Genomic DNA, 22,913 nt, shown 5'->3' with positions numbered 1-22,913 from the left:
TCTGTTAACGTACAAGTAGTATAAATTATACACTTTTGTGCCGTTAATAAAAAAACTAAAGAACAAAAGAAAAATGAAAAAAAATTACTTCGTTTTTGTCGTTATGTTATTATGTACGGCATTCGCATTTTCTCAAGGAACCATCACTGGTAAAATATTGGATGGTGATTTAGGAGGACCTCTACCAGGAGCAAGTGTAGTTGTAAAAGGAACTACAAATGGTATGGCTGCCGATTTTGACGGTAACTTTACTATTACTGCCCCAAGTAACTCTGGTGTATTGGTTGTATCTTATATTGGATACATTACCAAAGAAGTAAGCTTTAGCGCTGTTGGAAATGTAGGTAACATTACGTTGATGCCAGATGCAGAAGCTTTAGAAGAAGTTGTTATTGTAGCTTCTGTAGCTGTAGACAGAAAAACTCCGGTTGCTGTTTCTACAATTAAAGCTGCTGACATTGAGCTAAAATTAGGAACGCAAGAATTTCCTGAAGTATTAAAATCTACACCTGGTGTATACGCTACTAAATCTGGTGGTGGCTTTGGTGACGGTAGAATTAACCTTAGAGGTTTTGACTCTGAGAATGTTGCTGTAATGATTAACGGGGTTCCTGTTAATGATATGGAAAACGGTAAAGTATACTGGAGTAACTGGGCTGGATTATCAGACGTTACTTCTTCTATGCAGGTACAAAGAGGTTTAGGTGCTTCTAAAGTAGCTGTACCTTCTATTGGTGGTACTATAAACATTTTATCTAAAACTACAGACGTAGAAAAAGGTGGAAGCATTATTGGTGGTGTTGGTAACGACGGATACCAAAAGTATGGCGCTACTTTATCTACTGGTTTAATGGATAACGGATTTGCTGCTACAGTATCTGCTTCTAAAACAACTGGTGAAGGTTATGTTGACGGTACACAATTTAATGGTTTTAACTATTTTGTAAACATCTCTAAGCAGATTAATGATAACCACAAATTATCTTTAACTTCTTTTGGTGCACCACAAACTCACGGTCAACGTCAAAATAGAAGTTCTATTGACACTTACAGAAATGCTGAAAGTGGTATAAGATTTAACCCAGATTGGGGTTACAAAAACGGTCAAGTTACTCATATAGAAGACAACTTCTACCACAAATCTCAAACTTCATTAAACCACTATTGGAATATTGATGATAAATCAATCTTATCTTCTGCTGTTTACGCCTCTTGGGGTAAAGGTGGTGGTGGTGGTACTGCTGGTAACACAGATCTATTTAACACAAGATTAGGTGGTTTTGATCAACCAGTAGACTTAGACAACATTGTAGAGATTAACCGTGAAAATGGTCGCCAAGGTTTTGGATCTGAGTCTTACTTAAGAGCTTCTGTAAATAACCACGAGTGGTTTGGTTTCTTATCTACTTACAAAAACTCTTTAACTGAAAACTTAGATTTATTAGTAGGTATTGATTTAAGAGATTACACTGGTGATCACTATTCTGAAGTTACAGATTTGTTAGGTGGTAGCTACGCTTTAGATAATGACAACGAGAATAACCCAAATGCTAGATTACAAGTTGGTGACAAGCGTCAGTACCACAACGTTGGTAATGTAGGTTGGCAAGGTTTCTTTGCACAAGCTGAATACTCTCAAGACAAGCTTTCTGCATTTTTATCTACTGCAATATCTAATACATCTTACCAAAGAATAGATTACTTTAACTATTTAGACTCTGATCCTGATCAAAAAACAGACAGATATAACTTTTTAGGATATAGTGTAAAAGGTGGTGCTAACTACAATATAGATGACAACCACAATGTTTTTGCTAACATTGGTTATTTTGAAAAAGCTGCAAACTTTGGTGGTGTATTTGTTGGGTTTGACAACGAAAACCAAAACCCAGATGCAGAAAACCAAAAAATATTTAGTGCTGAAATAGGATACGGTTACCGTAGTGAAAAATTAGCTGCAAACTTAAACATTTACAGAACCACTTGGAATGATAGAACTGAAACAGCTACATTTAACAACCCTGACGGAACATTAGGTACTGCAAACATATTAGGAGTTAATGCATTACACCAAGGTATAGAATTAGACTTTACATACAGAGCCACAGATGAATTAACAATAACAGGTATGGCTTCTTTAGGTGACTGGACATGGCAAAACAATGTTACTGGTGTAGAAATTTTTGATGAAGATCAAAATTTAGTTAACACAGTAGATATCTACATTAAAGACTTACGTGTTGGTGATGCTGCACAAACTACTATGGCTTTAGGACTTAACTATGAAGTTATGCCTAAAACTAACTTAATCATAGATTACAACTACTATGATAACTTATATGCTAGTTACAATCCTAGTGACCGTGGAGACTCTTCTACACCAGAAGCTTGGAAAGTACCAGATTATGGTTTATTTGACGCTGGTTTAAGACACGGTTTTAAATTAGGTGAATATGATACTACTGTAACATTAAGAATGAACAATGTATTTGATACAAGATACATTGCAGATGCACAAGATGGCGGAAATCATGATGCATTAACAGCTAGCGTTTTCTATGGTTTTGGTAGAACTTTTAGTGTTAGTACAAAAATTAGATTTTAATTAAAAAAGCATATTTAAGATGAAAAAAATTATATATTCACTAATCGCAATTGGGTTATTACTAACCTCTTGTGATCCAATGGAAGACATTAACAAAGAGTTAGATGTTTTAAATGCTATTGACTCTGAGATAGGAAATTTAGAGTACACTTTTACAGCTGATGATTATACTGACTTTTTCGAGTTTGATTTTCCAAATTTTAGCTCTGTAGATGATGCAAAAGCGTTAATACCTAAATACCTTACAGAAACTTACCCATTTTTAGGAGTTACCTATGACAACGACAAAGAAGTTGAACAAGTATCTTCTGCTTTAATGACTTTTGATTGGTATAACAAAATACCAACTTATGACGCCGAAGTTAGAGAGCTTACAGCTGAAGAACACAATGATATAACAGGTGATACTTATGGTAACTTTTCTGATGAAGACCACATATTTGATTTCTTAGCGGCTGAATATCCTGCTGCTGAAGAAGGTGATTTTGTTTCTTTACGTTATGAGTACTACGCAGGTACTTCTACAGAACTTACAGATGGTTTCTTATTTGAAAATGGTGAGTGGACTAGATTTGCTGGTTTTACCCCTGCAGAATATAACGCAATGGGCGAAAGCTACCCTAACTTTTCTAGCCATGATGAAGCGGCTTTAAAAATACCTGTAACTTTACCAGAACGTTTTAAATTTGACACTAAAGAAGCTGGTGATATTGCTGTTGCAACTTACGAGTTATACACAAAAGTAGGAGAAGATGCAGACGGTAACGACATTAGAGGTACTGTTACTTATACAGCAAACTTTATATATGATGGTTCTACTTGGGCTAAGTACAATAATGTAGCTACAGAAACAATTCAGTTTGCTCATAACGGAATTACTTGGGTTCCTGACAATACTATAAAGTATACTTTAACTGCTGCAGATTATGCGTTAGTTGGTAATGATGCTTATGGTAACTTTGACGTAAGAGACGGAAAAGACGAAGCTTCTGAAGAAGCAAGATTAGCTAAAATAAATACAATTTTATTAGCTAATTTCCCTAACGCAGAAGAAGGTCAAAAATTCTCTGTATCATATAATGTATATTCTGGATCTAATGAGGTTTGGATTATGAATGTTGTTTTAGAAGGTGGAGTATACGTTCTACAATAATAAGTTAACATTTTAAAAAATTAACCTCTGTCTACAACTAGACAGAGGTTTTTTTATTAATACAGTTTAATATCAAAAAAACAAAAAGCTTAAATTAGCAGAATATTATTTTAAAGTATCAATTTACTATTAAGACGAGATGATGATGAAATCTATTTTAAATATTAAAAACTACGCATACACTATACTATTATCAGTTATTATGTTAGGATGCAGTAGCTCAGACGGAGGTACAGAACAACCAGAGCCAGAGCCAACTCCTGTAAACAAACCAATTGCTGTAGATGATGAAGTAATAGGTATAGAAAATGAAGCGTTAATTATAAGTTCTCTTTTAGAAAACGATTCTAGAGTAGGTGCCAAAATAACTACTTTTGACGCTACAAGTACCGGAGGTGCCACTATTACAGAAAACCAAAATGGTACATATACATATACTCCTAAAACAGATTTTATAGGCGTAGATACATTCACATATACTATTTGCGATATAACTGAAACTCAAAACTGTTCTACTGCAACAGTTACAGTTTCCATTACAGACGAAGGAGACCCTGTAGCCATAGATGATGCCTACGCAACTGTAGAGAATACAGCTACCACAATTACAACTGCTTTAGATAATGACAGTATTATTGATGATGCCACATTAACATCTGTAGACGGCAGTAGTGCTAGTGGAAGTGTAGAAATTAATAGTGACGGAGAAATTGTTTACACACCACAAAGTAACTTTACTGGTAGTGACTCTTTTACATATACCATTTGTGATAACGACAAACCTGATGCTACGTGCTCAACAGCAACAATTACTATTACAATTGCCGAAAAACTAGGTTTTAATATTCCTTCAGAATTACAAGAATATTACTCTAACGTTGCTTTTTCTAACAATTCAGATGTTACACTAAACGCCTTAAAAGAGCACACCACCAATAAACACACAACTATTTTATCTTATGGGCAAAGACACAATTATTTGTATAACGCAGACGAAGATGAAACTATAACTGACAACGTAATTTTAATGTATTCTGGTGAAAGTAGAGACCACAGAGAATATCAGTCTGGCTCTAACAGTCATTCGCCACAAACTTTTAATACAGAACATATTTTCCCTCAATCTAAATTGGGGTCTAATATTGCAGTTTCTGATTTGCACCATTTACGCTCTTGTGACGCTATTGTAAATGAAGATAGAAGTAATTTTGCTTATACAGATGGATCTGGCAACTACAAATTAGTAGATGGTAACAAATGGTATCCTGGTGATGATTGGAGAGGTGATGTTGCACGTATGGTTTTATATTTAAATATTAGATACAACGAAGACTATACACAAGTAGGAACTTTAGATTTATTTTTAGCTTGGAACATAGCAGATCCGGTATCTAACTTTGAAATTCAACGTAACAACGTAATTGAAGAAGCACAAGGAAATAGAAATCCTTTTATAGACAACCCGTATTTGGCAACAATAATTTGGGGAGGAGATAATGCGGAAAATAAGTGGGAATAAACTAAAAACTCACTTATAAATTCTTAATTTTTATTACTTTTATAATTAAACAATTTACTATGTACGATACAATTTTAAACCTACACTCCTACTTTGCCTTTTTAGTATTAGCTATCTTAATTTTAGCTGTTGTAAATGCTGTTTCTGGCTTACTTGCTAAAAGAGATTTTAACTTAAGTAAAGACTTAAGAGTTTCCCTATTTGCGCTAATATTATCGCATATACAACTGCTAATTGGCGTTATACTTTTCTTTGTTTCTCCTAACGGTTTTGGAGCTATTAAAACTAACGGAATGGGCGGATTGAGTTCTGCTGCACGCTTATTAGCTGTAGAGCATCCATTTATAAACATAATTGCAATAGTACTTATTACAATTGGTTGGTCTAAGCACAAAAAAGTAATGGAGAGCGCTAAAAAATTTAAACTAATAGCCATTTTTTATGGACTAGGTTTATTATGCCTACTAAGTAGAATTCCTTGGGGACAATGGTTCTAAAATAGAAGCATAACATTATATTAAAAACCAAGTGATACAAACCACTTGGTTTTTTTGTTTTTAAATAGTAGTTAATACTGTTGTAAAAATGTTTTTACAAGATGTAAAGCTTTAAACAAACAACATAAAACTAAATCAACGACTTAATAAAAAAAAGAAAAACAAACTAATTAGTCTCTTTACTGTATTTTTTGATTAAATAAATATATACAGGAAAATGATCACTATACCCACCTGTGTAACTACCGCCAGAGTATGTTCTTTTAGGATATCCTTTATACCTACCCGAGGTTGTAGTTAAATAAGAAGGCGAGTAAATAGCAGCTTTAAAAAAAGAATAGGTATCCCTTTTTTCATTTACCAAATTACCTGTAAAGTAAATTTGATCAAAAACATTCCACTTATCTCGGTACGCTAAAGAACCCTCACCTTTTTTAAACAAAGCCTCCATAGGATTGTACAAAACACTATCTGTAACTTTCTTAATTTTACCTTCTGCTCGTAATACTCTTTTAAAGCTTTTATTTATTGGGTCATCATTAAAATCTCCCATACTTATAATTTTTGCATCTTTATTTAAACGCTGTACAGAGTCTATAATTCTTTTATTAAGCTTTGCTGCTGCAATTCGGTTTGGTCTACTACGTGCCTCCCCTCCACTCCTGGATGGCCAATGGTTTACAATAAAATAAATCTCTTCATCATCTAACAGACCACCAACTATTAGTTGATCTCTAGTATAATCTCTATATCCGCTTTCTTTAAATAGTAGCAACCTATGACTTTTAAAAGTTGTTGGCATAAAAACTTGCTCTTTATAAAGTAATGCTACATCTATACCTCTTTCATCTGGTGAGTTATAATGCAAAATTGCATATCCCTTATTTTTTAAAGCTGGTTGATTAATTAAATCAACTAAAACGGAATCGTTCTCTATTTCGCAAACTCCAATTACATCTGGGGAAGATTTTGTGAGCTCACTACCTATTTCAGATAACACACCAGACATATTTATTAACTTATCCCTATATCTTTCGCTTGTCCATTTATCTTTTCCTAGCGGTGTACGGTCGTCATCAAAGGTATGAGGATCGTTAATGGTATCAAATAAGTTCTCTAAATTATAAAAAGCAATAGTCCTTACTTTATATTTACTTTCTTGCTGAGAAAAACAATTAACAATTGTAAACATTAATAATATCAATAAATAATATTTTAATTTACAAATAATATACTTACACATTAACATATTTTAATATGAAAGTAAGGAAAATTCCTTAAAAAAGCATATTTTCACAAAAGTTATGCGATTGTTATTCAGTATTTTATCTATTTTATTTTTATCAAAAGTCTGTATTGGCCAGGAAAAGTACACTATAAAAGCAACTCTTCTAGACCAACAAAATAAAACAATAAATATAAATGGTAAGGCAGAAATAGAAGAAACAAACCTCTTTGTAAACATAGCTTCAAACACCTTAAACTTATTAATAGAGAAAGGAAATTATACAATAAAAATTACAGCAGAAGAATATGTTCAAATTAGAATGCCTATTTCTGTTGTTGACAGAAATATTGATCTAGGAACAATTTACCTTCAAAAAGATATCACACTAGAAAAAACAGACAATTTAATTACCTTAACTGAAGTTACACTGGCTGAAGAAGAGAATAGCACTGTTACCTCTGGACTATTACAAGCCACAAAAGATGTGTTTTTAAATAGAGCTGCTTTTGATTTTGGTCAAGCATTTTTTAGAGTAAGAGGGTACGACTCCAAATTTAGCAATGTACTAATAAATGGTATGGTCATGAATAACCTTACCGATGGCAGACCACAATGGAATAACTGGGGTGGATTAAATGACGCCACAAGAAACCAAGAGTTTACTTACGGATTACAACCTGCAAAGTACAACTTTGGAGGTATTTTAGGCACAACCAATATAAATACACAACCATCTAAAATGAGACCCGGGAAACGAGTTTCTTTTTCTGCGTCTAATAGAACATACGCTGGGCGATTAATGACCTCCTACACCATACCAACTAACAAAAAAGGAATAACCTATAGCATATCCGCTTCTAGACGATGGGCAAAACAAGGATATTTAGAAGGAACTTTATACGATGCATTTTCTTTATTTGGTGCTTTAGAATACAAACTAAATAAAAATAATACATTACTAGCAACCGCAATGCTAGCATCTAACAGAAGAGGCAGGTCTTCTGCCGTTACAGAAGAAGTTTTTTTATTAAAAGGAAGAAAATACAATCCGTATTGGGGAACTCAAAACGGAAACATTAGAAACTCAAGAGAACGTAAAATAGCACAACCAATTTTTATGTTTAACCATTTATACAAAAAAGGAAATATAAAATTAAATACTGGTATAAGCTACACATTTGGACCTCATGAAAAAAGTAGACTAGGATACTATAACGCTCCTAATCCTGATGCTACATACTACCGTTACTTACCAAGTTTTTATATAAATAGTTCTATTGGTGCTAATTTTGAAAGTGCGCAAACTGCTAGAGAATCTTTTATTCAAAATTCTCAAATTAATTGGAAAAACATTTATAGCGCAAACACAGCTTATGAAGACAAAAAAGCTGCTTATGTTTTTTATAATGATTTTGCAGAAGAAAAAACTGTAACATTTAACACTACCGCAAATATTAAACTTAATAACCATTTTAGTTTAGACGCAGGTATTATGCTTAAAAACCTCAACTCTCATAATTATGCCAAAATTGAAGATTTATTAGGAGCTGAATACCACTTAGATATTGACACTTTCTCTAACACTAATAACGATGCAAATGGAAATACAAATAAAAAAGAAAACGATATTTTTAATTACAACTACAGTATCCCTGCAAATAATTTAAACGCATTTACACAAATAAAAGCTACCTACAAAAAATGGTATGCCTCACTAAGCACAAACATTAACACTATAAACTACCAAAGAGAAGGTTTATTTAAAAACGAACGTTATCCTGAAACATCTATTGGAAAAAGTAAAAAAATTAATTTTAGTGCCATAAACACAAAAGGTGCTTTTACCTATAAAATAACAGGCAGACATTGGGTTAATGGTCAGTTTGCTTTTATTAGTAGGCCTCCAACAATACAAAATACTTTTATTAATCCTAGAGAAAATAATAATATTGTAGCAGATATAGACAACCAACAAATTAAAACTGCTGATGTAAATTATTTTATACGCTTACCAAAACTAACAGGTCGTATTTCTACCTTTTACACATTATTTAATAATGAAACAGATGTAAATTTTTTCTTTGTAGAATCTGGCATAGGATCTGATTTTGTGCAAGAAGTTGTCACAAACATTAACAAAAAACATACTGGCTTAGAAATAGGACTAGAGTACCAACTATCCTCTGCTGTTAAAGTAACTGGTGTTGCAGCAATAGCTAATTACACCTATAATAACAACCCAAATGTTAGTATTAATTTTGACACTACTAACAGTTTTGAAGACGCTATAAATTTAGAAGGATATAGCAACTTAGGAGAAAGCAACATTAAAGGTTATAAATTAGCTCAAGGACCACAAAAAGCATTTGCTTTTGGAATAGAATATAGAGATCCAAAATATTGGTGGATATCTGGCTCTGCAAATTTTATGGGAAATAATTACGCCAATATATCTACAATAACTAGAACACAAAGCTTCTACTTAGATCCAGATACCGGACAACCTTTTCCGGATGCAACCAAAGAAAATGTAACCAAATTACTCGCCCAAAAAAAGATGGATGATTTTTACCTACTTAACCTAGTTGGTGGTAAATCTTGGATAATAAAAGGCAATTACGTTAGTGTTTTTGCCAGTGTAAACAATGTTTTTAACACCGTTTTTAAAACAGGCGGATATGAACAAAGCAGAAATGGCAACTACGGGCAGATGGCCCAGGACAATTTAAGTACTACTCCTTCATTTGGTACAAAATATTGGTATGGTTACGGAAGAACATATTTTTTAAACCTAGCAATTAGCTTTTAATATGAAGTCGAAAAAACACATTATAATTATAATTTGCACGCTCCTAATTTTAGGATGTGTAAAAGACAAAGATTTTGATACTCCTAAACCAGAATGCACAGATTTAGTATCTAATATTTCATTTAAAGATTTGGAAACAATTACCACTGGTGCTATTGTTAAAATACAAGACGATTTAATTATTGAAGGCTACATTATATCATCAGACATAGAGAATAACTTTTTTGGAACAATATATATTCAAAACAAAGAAGAAAACCCTACAGCTGGCATTCAGTTTTTAGTAGACTTACGAGATTATTATCTACAATATAAACTTGGCAGTAAAGTAATCATCAAACTAAAAAATTTATACCTAGCAAAAAAAGGTAATGTATTTGTGGTTGGTGGTGTTTTTACATCATTTGGAAACCAATCTGTAGGCAGACTACCTAGCTTACAAGTGCAAGAACATATATACACTAGTTGCAGTGCTACAAAAATTACATCTACAAAAACTACTTTAGAAAACTTATCTTCTAGTGTTACAAATACACTAATAAAATTAGACAATTTAGAGTTTATTGATGAGGAATTAAATACAACTTATGCAATATCCAAAGAGGAGACAGAGCGCACTCTTAAAGATTGCCAAGGAAACCAAATAAAACTTGTTACTAGTGGCTACGCAGACTTTGCAACTAACATACTGCCCCATAAAAATGGTAATGTCACAGCTATTTTAATTGAAGATGATAATGAGCTAAAATTAAAAATTAGATCTAAAGCCGATTTAAATTTTGACAAAGATCGTTGTCCTCCAATAGTAACAGAATTTACTTCAACCTCCATTTTCTTCTCAGAGCTTGCAGACCCAGATAATAATATTGGAGCAAGGTTTATAGAACTATATAACGCCAGTGACAAAAGATTAGATTTAAATAATTGGAAAATAAACAGGTACACCAATGCTAGCACCGATATAAGCTCTAGCCTAGACCTAACTGGTTACAGTATAGACGCCAAGAGCACACTGGTGATTTCACCAAATGCAGATGAATTTACTAATATTTACGGTTTTTTACCAGATATAGGTATTGGTAAAAATAGTGTTGCCGACTCTAACGGAGATGACAATCTAGTATTAGTAGATCCATTTGGAACAACTATAGATATTTTTGGCGTTGTGGGGGAAGATGGCTCTACTACAAATCATGAATTTGAAGATGGTAAAGCACAACGCAAACAAAACATAAACGTAAGCTCTAGTAGCTACAACTTTAGCGAGTGGCTTATATATAATGATACCGGTGATAACGGCACTATAAATACGCCTCAAAACGCTCCTGATGATTTTTCACCTGGAGAACGCTAGTTTGCCATATCGTCTAACATGTTTTTTAAATCCTTTGGAGTAACCGGCTTTAAAATATAATCTGTAACAATATCATAAGTTTTTACTCTTTCTATGTCTCTAGGGTCTATAGATGAACTAACAATGTATATAACCACATTTTGCCTAATAGCTTCAGGTATTTTTACAAAATCATCTAAAAACTCCCAGCCATTCATAATTGGCATATTAAGATCTAAAAATATTAATCTTGGAAGAGTTTTTTCTATGGTAGATTGCCTTGTTAATTCTTCAATAGCATCTAATCCGTTTTCAAAAACTTCAATTTTTTCAGTAAAGCCTACTTCTTTCATTATACGCTTTGTTCCATACACAAATATTGGATCATCATCTATGATGCAAGCGCTAAAAATTTTATTCATATAATTTATTTAAAACAATTAAAATATAGTGTAAAGGTGGTGCCAATATCTACAGAACTTTCTACTTCTATTTTTCCGTTCATTGCCTCTATTTGGCTTTTAGTTATAAAAAGACCAATACCTTTAGATTTTTTGTGTTTGTGAAAAGTTTTATACATTCCAAAAATTTTGTCTTTATGCCTTTTCATATCTATACCTAAGCCGTTATCAGAAAAAGTCAATTTTATTTTGTCTCTTTCCCTTTTTGCTTTTATATCTACAACCAATCTTCTTTTTGGAGAACTGTATTTAATACTATTTGTAAGTAAGTTTAACAAAATACTCTCTAAATATGCAGGCACTGCATTAACCAAATACTCTTTAGGAATGCGTATGTTTAGTATTACATCATTTTCATTTAACAATGCAATAATACTTTTTCTAACAGAATCAAAAGTTTCTAACAACCTTACACCTTCTAACTTACCAAGCACATTAAGCTTAACACTAACTACTTCATTTAAATGCGTAATAGTTTCGTCTAAACTGTCAGAAGATTCATTTAACATATTTATTAAATTAGCTCTTTCTTCTGGATCTGTTTCATTTATTAAAAACCCTGTAAGCATTGATAAATTTGTAGAATGCGATCTTAAATTATGAGAGACAATATGTGCAAAATTGGTTAGACTTTCATTTTGATCTGCAGTAATTTTTAAAACTGCTTTTACTTTATTTTCTGCCTCTATACGAGACGTAATATCTACTACTTGAGATATAAAATGAGATATACTACCATCTATTTTAGTAACTTTTGTAACAGATAAAATTACATAGACCGTATGGCCTTTTTTATGAAAATATCTTTTTTCAATTTGATAGTTATCAATTTTCCCAGCTATAAGTTCATCTAACAAATTTAAGTCTGTTAAGTAATCATCTGGATGTGTTACATCTTGAAAAGTTAACTCCAACAACTCCTCTTGTTTATACCCTAAACTACTGCATAAACTTTTGTTTATTTTTAACCACTTACCATCTAAACCAATTAAAGCCATACCTACAGATGAGTTATTAAAAACCCCTGCAAAAGACTCTTTTCTTTTATCTAGCTTTAATACGGTATTTTTATACTCTGTAATATCCCAATTGGCGCCTATCATTTTAATTGCTCCAGTATTTGGGTCTTTATGAAGTTGTGCTATAGATTTTATATATTTTATTTTTCCGCTTTTAAGCTTAATTCTAAACTCTGTATTAAATTCATCTTTATTCTGTATTGCATAATACATTTCATTAACAACCCTTTCCCTATCTTCTTCTAACAATCTATTTTTCCAAGATTTATACAAGTTATTTGTATTTTCTTTTTTACTCTCATACAACAAAAGAGTTGCGTTGTCACAACTTAATTCTTGCTTAAATAGGTCATAGTCCCAAACACCAATATTTGCTGTTTTGGTTGCTATATTTAATCTTTTTTGAGTTTCAAAATGAGCTAACTCTGCTCTTTTTTTAGTGTCAACATCCTGAAAAGTTCCTGTTAACTTAACAGCTTTACCATTTATATATTCTACTTTACCAATTGCCCGCACCCACTTTTCTATTCCTGTAGAGGTTACTATTATAAGCTCTACATCCCAAGGAATTCCTTTACCAATGGCATCACTAATTAGTAGTACAATTTTTTCTCTATGGTACCCTTCTTTATAAAAGTTAATTCCACTTTCTAAGGTAGGAACGTAACTATCATCCAGGCCATGTATTTCTTTGGTAATACTAGTCCAGTACACCTCATTATTCACTAAATTTACTTCCCATCCACCAATATTTGCTATTTCCTGAGCCTTTAGGCGATACTCTTCTTCATTACGTCTATTAGAAATATCTTCTCTAACAATTATTAGGCCTCCTACTTTTCCTTTTTCATTCTTCCAAGAGTTAATTTTATAATTAAACCATTGTACCTTTCCCGTACTACTTAAAATCTTTTCTCCCTCAAAACTTATATAACTACCTTTTAAACAATACTCGTGTATTTTTTTTATTTCTTCAGTTGTGTCTGGAAAAACATCATAATAAGATTTGCCAATAATCTCCTTCTCACTTTTAGCTATTTTATTTAACCAAAGTTTAGAGCATTTAACAAAATGCATATTAACATCTAGTACACCCATTTCTATGGGTGCATCATCTATGAATAAGTTTATCTGTGTTTTCTGCAAAATTTATCTCTCTTTAATTTAAATATAGCTTATTTCCAGACAAGTAAGAAATAACTTTCTTTAAAATCTACTAATTGATGCAAAAATGATGAAAAATAACACAGATAACATAAAAATCAAGCTTTTAAACAAAATAAGGCTGTGTTTTTAAGAAAAACACAGCCTTAATTATAGTCAACTTTTTGTACTATTTAACTATTTATTAGGAAAGTTTTTATTGCTCATTATTTCTTCAATTTGCAATGTGTGTCTTTCTGAGTGTGCTGCAATAAATACCATTAACTGCACTCCGTCTAAAGTTCCAAAAGCCATTTGTGCGTAGTGACCTCTTAAATTATTTTTTGTCTTTTTTGCATATTTAATGTTCTCCTTTCTTTTAGAAAGAAAAGCTTTAACGGTTTCTTTATGACTCCCAAACTTACCGCTTGGTTTAAAAGTTTCTGGTGCTTTAATTTTATTAGTTCTGTTTAGCATTACATTCATAACCTCATCATCTGTAATTGTAGATTTAGACTTTTTAGATGTATCTACAGGTGTTTTTAATGCTTTTTCTACTGCTCCAAAAATATTAGTTTCTGATATTGCAATATGCTCTACACACTCCGCTACAGACCAAGACTCCGGGCTTGCTTTAAAATTTAACTGAGCCTCGCTTAAACCCTTAATTTTTTTTAATAATTTTTTACTAGTTCTGGTCATTTCTGTAACCACTAATTCCTTGTCTGCATTGTTTAATCCTTGCTTTGCTGGCATAAAACTTAATAATAGCAATGCTAACACTCCGTAAACTGCTTTCTTCATTTTTTTGATTGTTTTTAGTTGCGTGTTGTTTGTCGTTCTTAATCTGATTAAATTACCGTTGTAGGCATAAAAACCAACACACTTTTTCATATTAAAAGTAGTACTTTTATACTAGTACATCATCAGTTAAAAAAAATAATATAAATGAATTCTTATAACTCTTTGCACATTACGCTAGTACAAACACCTATTGTATGGGAAAATCCCGAAGAAAACAGAAGTTTGTTATCAAACAAAATTAAAGCAATAACAAATGCTACGGACCTTATTATTTTGCCTGAGATGTTTACTACAGGTTTTACTATGACTCCTAGTAACATTAAAAAAAATGAGGGACTAAAAACCTTAAATTGGATGCAAGACATTGCTAAAGAAAAACAAACTGCCATTACAGGTAGTATTCCCTTTTTTGAAGATGATAACTTTTACAACCGCTTATTTTTTGTTTTTCCAAATGGCACTTTCCAAACCTATAATAAAAAACACACATTTACATTAGCTGGTGAAGACAAAGTATACAAAGCTGGAAGTAAAAAACTAATAGTAGATTACAAAGGATTTAAAATTTGCCCGTTAGTTTGTTATGATCTCAGGTTTCCTGTATGGGCTCGTAACACCAAAGATTATGACATATTGCTATATGTAGCCAATTGGCCTAAACAACGTATTGCTGCCTGGGATACATTACTAAAGGCAAGAGCTATAGAAAATATGAGCTATTGTATTGGCGTAAATAGAGTTGGCACAGACAATTTTAATTATGAATACACAGGACATTCTGCTGTTTATGATACATTAGGCAAAGAGCTTTGTTTTTCTACAACAGAAGAAATAATACATACCGTTTTACACAAGCAACACATTGCAGAAACACGTACTAAATTAAAATTTTTAGAAGATAGAGATGCGTTTACCTTACAATTTGAAAATTAAACGTTTCTTCCCAATTGGCTCTTAGCTCTATAGACGGGGAATAACTAACTCTTTCTGCAAAACGCTTGTTTAGATAACTACCTGTATCCCATTTTTGGTTCCCATTAGTATCTTCTATAACTCTAATTTGGCATTTTCCTGGTTTAACGTTTTTGTACACCAATGACTTTGGCTCTGTGGCAAATTGCTCTCTTATTAATTTACCAGACTCATCTACCAATTGTACAATTACTGGGTATGTTACCTTACCAGATAATGTAACTGTTAGCAAACTATTTTCAGTCGGGTCTACAAAAGATACTCTGTATTGTATAGTGTCGTTTACTGCATTAAAAAAATCTGTAACTGCTTCTGGTAATAATGTAATACTGTATTGGTTTTCTAATGGTACAACCATATCAAAATTTAACCTGTTTTTTACAGTATCTAAACTAATTGGCACAGAAACCGGAATAGTATCTTTATCTACTATCTTAATTTTTGATGTATCTATGGCCTTAATTGGAATATTTGCTGACACCCAAAACTGATTTTCTAAACTTATTTTTTTATTAGCAACTGCATTAAACTTTAAAGAATCTACAGCCAGTTTTCTAGATTTTACAATAAACGTATCTCTAGTTTTTTGGCGATCGCTAATTACATTAAAAATTAGAGAATCTGCTTTAAAAGGACTTATCCAATAATTTAATGTGTCTTTATCTACCTCTTTGGTTACTTTAGTTTTTACACTATCTGGCAAGTAACTTTGTCTTTCTATCCTAATGTCACTACCATCTCCCTTATACCCAAATAATATTTTGTTTTTTGCTGCATAACTTGGCACAGAAACTGAAAAATCTGACACCTCTTTAAACAAATCTAACACATAAATAGAATCTGTTGGCACGTTAATAAAATGGTCTAAAAAAGCTATTTTATCAATACCTTGATCAAACATATTATTATTGCCTTCATCTTTTAAAGCAAATAATGCATATGTACCTTCTTTTAAATTTTTTAAAGAAAAAATATTGGTACTGTCTAGGGTATTAGTAATGTAATATGGAGGTTCTTTGTACACAATAGAGTCTGTATAAGTACTGTCTACCTTGTACAACATTACACTTATAAACTCATCTACCTTTTGCTTAAATGCATCATTTACTACTCCAGATATACTTAAAGAATCTATGTAATCTCCTGTAGAAAAAACATAACTTAGAAAACTACTTGGGTTTCCCTCATTATTATCTTCTATACTTTGTCCAAAATTAAAAGTATACGTTGTATTCTCTTTTAAAGTATCTTTTATTTTAATCTCTATGTATTTGCTTGCAGACCCTTGTGGTGTAATATCTGGCTGATATTTTAAAGGCGGAGAAACTATAAGCTGCTTTTGTATATCTTTTAGCTTTATATACTCATTAAACTCTAACTTAATGGTTTTAGATTTAAAATTGATGCTCCTATTTGCAGGTGTAGCACTAATTAACTCTGCAGGTGTAATATCTTTAGGTCCACCAGACGGCGTTCCTCTTCTTGCACATTGCATAAATGCAAATACAACTAATCCTAAAAAAAGAAAGCTTAAAATACGTCTTGCCATAGCCTAAATATTAGCACAAAGAAACAACAAATTACACAAACATAAAACTATGGCACTACTGCAATTGTTGCCACATAAATTGTAACATTTTTTGCTTTATTTAATGCTGTAGCGCAAGCTTCTATTGTAGCTCCTGTAGTAATTACATCATCTACCAACAAAATGGTTTTTCCGGCTATATTTTCTTCATTAGTTAGCTTGTATAAATCCTGATTTACTTTCCATCTTGCAAATCTATTTCTTTTAGTTAACGTTCTGGTATTTGCTGTTTTAAAAAGCACATCTTCTTGGTAGTCTGCATTTAAATGCTCTGCTAATTCTTGCCCAAATAAGGTTACTTGGTTGTAGCCTCTTTTTGTTAATTTTTTCTTATGTAAAGGCACTGGCACAACAATATCTATATCTAAGCGTTCTTTTATTAATTGCGCGTACCAACGTCCAAAAAAAGTTCCAATCTGTTGCTGATTTTTATATTTTAAATGATGAATAATGTTTTTTACAACCCCATTTTTTGTGAAAAATAAGAAAGAATTAACCTTTTTAACATTAATTCTACCATAGAAAATACGGTCAATTGGGTTTTCATCGGTGAAATTGTACTCGGTAAGAGGTAACTGATTTCGACAAACGGTACAAATTAATCGTTCACCTTTACGCAAAGGTGTATTACATCCAAAACACCCTAAGGGCATTAGTATTTTATTGATATGATTTAGTATATTTGACAACTTGTAATGCCCCAAATTTAACCCTACTTAAAATTACCTCCAACTTCCAATGGACTCACAAGATAACAATTTAAAATACAAAGTGATTATAGCTGCGCTTGCGGCCGTGATACTGGGTATCTTAATTGCTTTTTACTATAGCAATGCACAGTCCAACAGCAACATAAGCTATTTAGAGCGAGAGAAAAAAATGCTTACAGATAAGCTTGCCAATATGCAAGCTAATATAGAAAGTTTATCTTCTGAAGTAGAAGTTAACAAGATAGATTTAGATGTTGCAAATAGTGATGTATCTAGATTATTAGACTCTATTGGACAGCTAAATTTTGACAGTAATAAGTACGATCAAAACAAAAGAGAATTGCGTAGATGGCAACTTAAATATGACAGTTTAAATATTAAGTATAATTCTTTAAAATACAATAACGTTGTTTTAAGCGAAAGTGTGCAGAATGCTAAAAAAAGAGCAGACCAATACAAAGCACAAGCTCTTGCTGCATCACAAAACGAAGAAGACCTAAAAGATGCTAACAACAAATTAAATAAAGAGCTTAAAAATAAGACCTATTTAAAAATAAGAAGCACAGAGTCTTTAGCTTTTAGAGTGCGTAATGGAAGAGATATTAATACAAACAAAGCAAACCTAATATCTAAACTTAGAGCCTGTACAACTATTAGCGGCAACCCTAATGACATTAATATAGAAAAAAGACTATACCTACAGTTTTTAGATCCTAACAAAAAAGTAATTTCTAATAACGCAAATATTATAAACGTAGACGGAAACGAGTATAGTAAAGCTGTAGATATTATTTACACTGGTATAAACGAAGAAATTTGTGAGCATATTAAATTACCGTCTGGTTCTTTAAAGCCAGGTATATATACTCTAAATGTTTTTGAAGAACAAAAATTACTTTCTTCTATAGAATTTGAATTAAAATAATTCAATCTATTAACACTAAAGTTCTATTTTTGCCATATGGCAAATCAAGAAGACAAATTTAAAAAGGTTATATCTCACGCAAAGGAGTACGGTTACGTGTTTCAATCTAGTGAAATATATGATGGTTTAAGTGCTGTATATGACTACGCACAAAACGGAGCAGAATTAAAAAATAACATTAAACAATACTGGTGGAAAGCAATGGTGCAATTGCACGATAACATTGTTGGTATAGACTCTGCTATTTTTATGCACCCAACGGTTTGGAAAGCATCTGGACACGTAGATGCATTTAATGACCCGTTAATAGACAACAAAGATTCTAAAAAAAGATATAGAGCAGATGTTTTAATTGAAGACTACTGCGCTAAAATAGAAAACAAAATAAATAAAGAAGTTACCAAAGCTGCTAAACGTTTTGGTGATGCTTTTAATAAGCAAGAATTTATTACTACTAACCCACGTGTTGTTGGTTACCAAGAAAAAATAGATACTATTTTATCTAGAATGGGTAAATCTTTAGAAAACGAAGATTTAGCAGACGTAAAAAGTTTAATAGAAGAGTTAGATATTGTTTGCCCTGTATCTGGATCTAAAAACTGGACAGATGTTAAGCAGTTTAACTTAATGTTTGGCACAAAGTTAGGTGCTTCTGCAGACAGTGCAATGGATCTTTACTTAAGACCAGAAACAGCACAAGGTATATTTGTAAACTTCTTAAACGTACAAAAAACTGGACGTATGAAGATTCCTTTTGGTATTGCCCAAATAGGAAAAGCATTTAGAAATGAAATTGTTGCAAGACAATTTATTTTTCGTCAGCGCGAGTTTGAACAAATGGAAATGCAATTTTTTGTACGTCCTGGCACACAAAAAGAATGGTACGAGGCCTGGAAACAAAACCGTATTAAATGGCATTTATCTTTAGGTTTAGGTGAAGAAAACTACCGTTTTCATGACCACGACAAACTAGCACATTATGCAGATGCAGCAGCAGATATAGAGTTTAAATTTCCTTTTGGGTTTAAAGAGCTAGAAGGCATACACTCTAGAACAGATTTTGACTTAAGTAGTCACGAAAAGCATTCTGGTAAAAAATTACAATATTTTGATCACGAAATTAACGAAAGTTACGTGCCGTATGTTGTAGAAACATCTATAGGTCTTGACCGTATGTTTTTAGCTGTTTTCTCTAACTCTTTAGTAGAGGAAGAACTAGAAAACGGATCTACTAGAACTGTTCTTAAATTACCTGCTGTATTAGCGCCTACTAAAGCTGCTATTTTACCACTTGTTAAAAAAGATGGCTTACCAGATGTAGCTAAAGAAATTATAGAAGACTTAAAGTGGGACTTTAAAGTAATTTATGACGAAAAAGATGCTGTTGGTCGCCGTTACAGAAGACAAGATGCTAATGGTACCCCTTTTTGTATTACTGTAGATCACCAAACTTTAGAAGACAAGACTGTAACTATACGCCATAGAGATACTATGGAGCAAAAACGTGTTGCTATTACAGATTTAAAATCTATCATAGATGCAGAGGTATCTATGAAAGAATGGCTTAAAAAAATATAATTTTTTAAGTTGACAAAAAAAAGAGCTCACTATAGCATTTGCCAATAGTGAGCTCTTTTTTTATAATAAATTATTATTGCTAAAATCTGAAACCTACAGATAATCCTACTCTAAAAATAAAATCGTCCTGAAAATCCTTAGGGTTAATATTTCTACCAAAACCACCGTTAAGTTCTAGTGCAAAACGCTCACTACGTGTAACCCACTTGTAACCGCCACCAAGACCTAACGCAACATTACCATAATCGCCAACAATTTTAGATCCCATTTCATTATACTTTTTTTCTCCCTTTATATATAATCCAAAAGCTTCTGCAAATGCACCACTTCTTGGCATATCTCCAAAGTAAGCCCTAAAATTAGGTCCAAATCCAAAGCTACCATTGTAATCTTCACCGTCACCATCAAAATGAAGAATTGCACCAACACTTGTATCATCTCCTAAAAAATACTCGTATCCAAACTCTGCAGAAGTTGTTGCTAAAAACATTCCTATATTAAATTTAACTTCTTGGTTTTTATCAAAATTAGAGTAAGCTTGGGCAGATACCATTTTGGCTCCCAATAAAAATAATACTACTAATAATCCTTTTTTCATAATGTTAGTGTTTTCTAATTCTCATTTTTCAATTTGCAAAAATAGAACTTTTTGTAAGAATCTCTCTCATTCATTTTTCATAGAACCCTTTGTTTTTTCTATTTTTAACTTTTTAATTCTATATAATGAAAATAGTATCCTATAACGTTAATGGTATTCGCGCGGCAATTAATAAAGGTTTTATAGATTGGCTTACCACTACAGACCCAGACGTTATATGCCTTCAGGAAATAAAAGCCTTAAAAGAACAGTTAGATTTGTCTTTATTTGAAGAAGCTGGTTATAGCTATAATTACTGGTATAGTGCTCAAAAAAAAGGCTATAGCGGTGTTGCAATTTTATCTAAAACAGAACCAGATCATATAGAATATGGTACCGGAATAGAGTATATGGATTTTGAAGGGCGTAATATTAGAGCAGATTTTGGAGACGTTTCTATAATGAGTATGTATTTACCATCTGGTACTAACTTAGCTCGCTTAGATTTTAAGTTAAAATATATGGACGATTTTCAGACCTATATTAATGACTTAAAAAAAGACAAACCTAATATTATTGTATTAGGAGATTATAATATATGCCATGAGGCAATAGACATACACGATCCTGTGCGCAACAAAAACGTATCTGGATTTTTACCTGTAGAACGCGAGTGGATTGGGAATTTTATGGAGAGCGGATTTATAGATAGTTTTAGGCATTTTAATAAAGAGCCACACAACTACTCTTGGTGGAGCTATAGAGCTAACGCAAGAAACAATAACAAAGGTTGGCGACTAGATTATGCTATGGTGAGTAAAACCCTTGAAAATCGCTTAAAAAGAGCTGTTATTTTAAAGGAAGCTAAACACAGTGACCATTGTCCAATTTTAGTAGAGCTAAAAAAATAAACACTAAAAACCAATTTACTAATGACACCACAACTCCTAAACCCAAAAGATTTTGAATCTTTAATTAACGGAAAAAGAGTATCGCTTTTTACGCTAAAAAACACACAAGGTTCTATTGCTCAAATAACAAATTATGGTGGCACTTTAGTCTCATTATGGGTAAAAGACAAAAACAGTAATTTTAAAGATGTTGTTTTAGGATATAAATCTTTGCACGAGTACCAAACCAATCCAAATGCCTACTTTGGTAGTATTGTTGGCAGGTATGCAAACAGAATTGCTAAAGGGAGCTTTACTTTAGATAACAAAATATACAATTTAGCTGTTAATAACGGCGAAAATCATTTACACGGTGGCACAACTGGTTTTGACGCTGTTGTTTGGGATGCAAAACAACCTACTGAAGATACACTAGAACTAACCTATGTTTCTGCAGACATGGAAGAAGGTTTCCCTGGTACTTTAGCTGTAAAAGTGCAATATCACTTAACAGATAAAAATGCTTTAAAAATCAAATATTGGGCTATTACAGATAAAACCACTGTAGTTAACTTAACAAACCACTCTTATTTTAACTTAAAAGGTGAAGGTAATGGTGATATTTTAGACCATACACTACAAATTAATGCATCTTCTTTTACAAGTATAGACAAGACTTGTATACCTACTGGCGAGCTAACATCTGTTTATGATACTCCTTTAGATTTTAGAAAAGAAAAAGCTATTGGCAAAGATATTAATGAAGATCATGAGCAACTAATTATTGGCAATGGTTATGATCATAATTATGTTATAGACCAAAACACAACTTTAAATTTGGCTGCAACGGCAAAAGAAGCTACAACTGGTATTACTATGGATGTGTACACTACAGAACCAGGAGTGCAATTGTATACAGGCAACTTTATTGGTGATGATTTAGTAGGCAAATCCGGGAAAAAATACCATCCACGAGCTGCTTTTTGTTTAGAGACACAGCATTATCCTGACAGCCCTAATAAACCACAGTTTCCAACTGTGATACTACATCCAAAAGAGGAATACCACAGTGTAACTTTATATAAATTTAGTACAGAATAAC

At 32.2% G+C, this 22,913-nt stretch carries 18 protein-coding genes; 11 read left to right on the top strand and 7 right to left on the bottom strand.

The features are described from left to right. Nucleotides 1-73 precede the first annotated feature (73 nt). From AX016_RS05345 to AX016_RS05330, 4 genes are all read left to right on the top strand, one after another. The gene (locus AX016_RS05345) at nt 74-2,605 is read left to right on the top strand and encodes a TonB-dependent receptor (RefSeq protein WP_100894632.1); all 2,532 of its coding nucleotides are present in this window, start codon (nt 74-76) and stop codon (nt 2,603-2,605) included. Between the two features lie 19 nt (nt 2,606-2,624). Further along, nucleotides 2,625-3,758 (top strand): hypothetical protein, encoded by a 1,134-nt coding sequence (locus AX016_RS05340; RefSeq protein ID WP_157811089.1) that lies wholly within the window; start codon nt 2,625-2,627, stop codon nt 3,756-3,758. A gap of 142 nt (nt 3,759-3,900) precedes the next feature. Beyond that, the gene (locus tag AX016_RS05335) at nt 3,901-5,277 is read left to right on the top strand and encodes an endonuclease (RefSeq protein ID WP_232732599.1); all 1,377 of its coding nucleotides are present in this window, start codon (nt 3,901-3,903) and stop codon (nt 5,275-5,277) included. 59 nt (nt 5,278-5,336) lie between these two features. Then, nucleotides 5,337-5,774 carry a hypothetical protein gene (locus AX016_RS05330; protein WP_100894629.1) on the top strand — a complete coding sequence of 146 codons (438 nt, stop codon included), beginning with the start codon at nt 5,337-5,339 and terminating at the stop codon, nt 5,772-5,774. A gap of 166 nt (nt 5,775-5,940) precedes the next feature. Here the strand turns inward: AX016_RS05330 and AX016_RS05325 are convergent, their stop codons facing one another. Then, nucleotides 5,941-6,966 carry an endonuclease/exonuclease/phosphatase family protein gene (locus tag AX016_RS05325; protein WP_100894628.1) on the bottom strand — a complete coding sequence of 342 codons (1,026 nt, stop codon included), beginning with the start codon at nt 6,964-6,966 and terminating at the stop codon, nt 5,941-5,943. 112 nt (nt 6,967-7,078) lie between these two features. On the opposite strand from AX016_RS05325, the gene AX016_RS05320 reads away from it, so the two are divergent. Both AX016_RS05320 and AX016_RS05315 read left to right on the top strand, forming a co-directional pair. After that, a complete protein-coding gene (locus AX016_RS05320) occupies nt 7,079-9,811 on the top strand; it encodes a TonB-dependent receptor (protein ID WP_100894627.1) in 2,733 nt (910 codons plus the stop codon). 1 nt (nt 9,812) lies between these two features. Further along, nucleotides 9,813-11,165 (top strand): DUF5689 domain-containing protein, encoded by a 1,353-nt coding sequence (locus AX016_RS05315; RefSeq protein ID WP_100894626.1) that lies wholly within the window; start codon nt 9,813-9,815, stop codon nt 11,163-11,165. On the opposite strand, the gene AX016_RS05310 is transcribed toward AX016_RS05315, so the two are convergent. From AX016_RS05310 to AX016_RS05300, 3 genes are all read right to left on the bottom strand, one after another. Then, complete coding sequence (locus AX016_RS05310; protein WP_100894625.1) at nt 11,162-11,566, bottom strand: response regulator; 405 nt, start codon at nt 11,564-11,566, stop codon at nt 11,162-11,164. The genes AX016_RS05315 and AX016_RS05310 overlap by 4 nt on opposite strands. A 5-nt stretch (nt 11,567-11,571) precedes the next feature. Continuing rightward, nucleotides 11,572-13,770 (bottom strand): PAS domain-containing sensor histidine kinase, encoded by a 2,199-nt coding sequence (locus AX016_RS05305; RefSeq protein WP_157811088.1) that lies wholly within the window; start codon nt 13,768-13,770, stop codon nt 11,572-11,574. Between the two features lie 195 nt (nt 13,771-13,965). Further along, nucleotides 13,966-14,571: a DinB family protein gene (locus AX016_RS05300; RefSeq protein ID WP_100896807.1), complete on the bottom strand. Its 606-nt coding sequence runs from the start codon at nt 14,569-14,571 to the stop codon at nt 13,966-13,968. A gap of 144 nt (nt 14,572-14,715) precedes the next feature. Between AX016_RS05300 and AX016_RS05295 the strand changes: the two genes are divergently transcribed. Further along, the gene (locus AX016_RS05295; protein ID WP_100894623.1) at nt 14,716-15,504 is read left to right on the top strand and encodes a nitrilase family protein; all 789 of its coding nucleotides are present in this window, start codon (nt 14,716-14,718) and stop codon (nt 15,502-15,504) included. Here AX016_RS05295 and AX016_RS05290 read toward each other — a convergent pair. Further along, a complete protein-coding gene (locus tag AX016_RS05290) occupies nt 15,482-17,092 on the bottom strand; it encodes an Ig-like domain-containing protein (RefSeq protein ID WP_100894622.1) in 1,611 nt (536 codons plus the stop codon). The genes AX016_RS05295 and AX016_RS05290 overlap by 23 nt on opposite strands. A 47-nt stretch (nt 17,093-17,139) precedes the next feature. Then, a complete protein-coding gene (locus AX016_RS05285) occupies nt 17,140-17,784 on the bottom strand; it encodes a ComF family protein (RefSeq protein WP_100894621.1) in 645 nt (214 codons plus the stop codon). An 85-nt stretch (nt 17,785-17,869) separates the two neighbouring features. Between AX016_RS05285 and AX016_RS05280 the strand changes: the two genes are divergently transcribed. Continuing rightward, the gene (locus AX016_RS05280; RefSeq protein ID WP_100894620.1) at nt 17,870-18,766 is read left to right on the top strand and encodes a hypothetical protein; all 897 of its coding nucleotides are present in this window, start codon (nt 17,870-17,872) and stop codon (nt 18,764-18,766) included. Nucleotides 18,767-18,802: 36 nt separating this feature from the next. After that, nucleotides 18,803-20,344 carry a glycine--tRNA ligase gene (locus tag AX016_RS05275; protein WP_100894619.1) on the top strand — a complete coding sequence of 514 codons (1,542 nt, stop codon included), beginning with the start codon at nt 18,803-18,805 and terminating at the stop codon, nt 20,342-20,344. A 79-nt stretch (nt 20,345-20,423) separates the two neighbouring features. On the opposite strand, the gene AX016_RS05270 is transcribed toward AX016_RS05275, so the two are convergent. Further along, nucleotides 20,424-20,942: a hypothetical protein gene (locus tag AX016_RS05270; RefSeq protein WP_100894618.1), complete on the bottom strand. Its 519-nt coding sequence runs from the start codon at nt 20,940-20,942 to the stop codon at nt 20,424-20,426. Nucleotides 20,943-21,067: 125 nt separating this feature from the next. Here AX016_RS05270 and AX016_RS05265 point away from each other — a divergent pair, with 125 nt between their 5' ends. Then, on the top strand, nt 21,068-21,832 hold the full coding sequence (locus tag AX016_RS05265) for an exodeoxyribonuclease III (RefSeq protein WP_100894617.1): 765 nt from the start codon (nt 21,068-21,070) through the stop codon (nt 21,830-21,832). Nucleotides 21,833-21,853: 21 nt separating this feature from the next. After that, nucleotides 21,854-22,912, top strand: coding sequence for an aldose epimerase family protein (locus AX016_RS05260; protein WP_100894616.1), 1,059 nt, complete (start codon nt 21,854-21,856; stop codon nt 22,910-22,912). Nucleotide 22,913: the final 1 nt, after the last annotated feature.

It is taken from the genome of Cellulophaga sp. RHA19 (assembly GCF_002813425.1).
In the GTDB taxonomy this organism is placed as follows: Bacteria; Bacteroidota; Bacteroidia; order Flavobacteriales; family Flavobacteriaceae; genus Cellulophaga.
This window is presented reverse-complemented; position numbering and strand designations above follow the sequence as displayed.

Bases quoted from the DNA above. Each gene is read 5' to 3' on its own strand.
- AX016_RS05345 (WP_100894632.1), top strand. From the start codon at position 74: ATGAAAAAAAATTACTTCGTTTTTGTCGTTATGTTATTATGTACGGCA.
- AX016_RS05340 (WP_157811089.1), top strand. From the start codon at position 2,625: ATGAAAAAAATTATATATTCACTAATCGCAATTGGGTTATTACTAACC.
- AX016_RS05335 (WP_232732599.1), top strand. From the start codon at position 3,901: ATGATGAAATCTATTTTAAATATTAAAAACTACGCATACACTATACTA.
- AX016_RS05330 (WP_100894629.1), top strand. From the start codon at position 5,337: ATGTACGATACAATTTTAAACCTACACTCCTACTTTGCCTTTTTAGTA.
- AX016_RS05325 (WP_100894628.1), bottom strand. From the start codon at position 6,966: ATGTTTACAATTGTTAATTGTTTTTCTCAGCAAGAAAGTAAATATAAA.
- AX016_RS05320 (WP_100894627.1), top strand. From the start codon at position 7,079: ATGCGATTGTTATTCAGTATTTTATCTATTTTATTTTTATCAAAAGTC.
- AX016_RS05315 (WP_100894626.1), top strand. From the start codon at position 9,813: ATGAAGTCGAAAAAACACATTATAATTATAATTTGCACGCTCCTAATT.
- AX016_RS05310 (WP_100894625.1), bottom strand. From the start codon at position 11,566: ATGAATAAAATTTTTAGCGCTTGCATCATAGATGATGATCCAATATTT.
- AX016_RS05300 (WP_100896807.1), bottom strand. From the start codon at position 14,571: ATGAAGAAAGCAGTTTACGGAGTGTTAGCATTGCTATTATTAAGTTTT.
- AX016_RS05295 (WP_100894623.1), top strand. From the start codon at position 14,716: ATGAATTCTTATAACTCTTTGCACATTACGCTAGTACAAACACCTATT.
- AX016_RS05290 (WP_100894622.1), bottom strand. From the start codon at position 17,092: ATGGCAAGACGTATTTTAAGCTTTCTTTTTTTAGGATTAGTTGTATTT.
- AX016_RS05285 (WP_100894621.1), bottom strand. From the start codon at position 17,784: ATGCCCTTAGGGTGTTTTGGATGTAATACACCTTTGCGTAAAGGTGAA.
- AX016_RS05280 (WP_100894620.1), top strand. From the start codon at position 17,870: ATGGACTCACAAGATAACAATTTAAAATACAAAGTGATTATAGCTGCG.
- AX016_RS05275 (WP_100894619.1), top strand. From the start codon at position 18,803: ATGGCAAATCAAGAAGACAAATTTAAAAAGGTTATATCTCACGCAAAG.
- AX016_RS05270 (WP_100894618.1), bottom strand. From the start codon at position 20,942: ATGAAAAAAGGATTATTAGTAGTATTATTTTTATTGGGAGCCAAAATG.
- AX016_RS05265 (WP_100894617.1), top strand. From the start codon at position 21,068: ATGAAAATAGTATCCTATAACGTTAATGGTATTCGCGCGGCAATTAAT.
- AX016_RS05260 (WP_100894616.1), top strand. From the start codon at position 21,854: ATGACACCACAACTCCTAAACCCAAAAGATTTTGAATCTTTAATTAAC.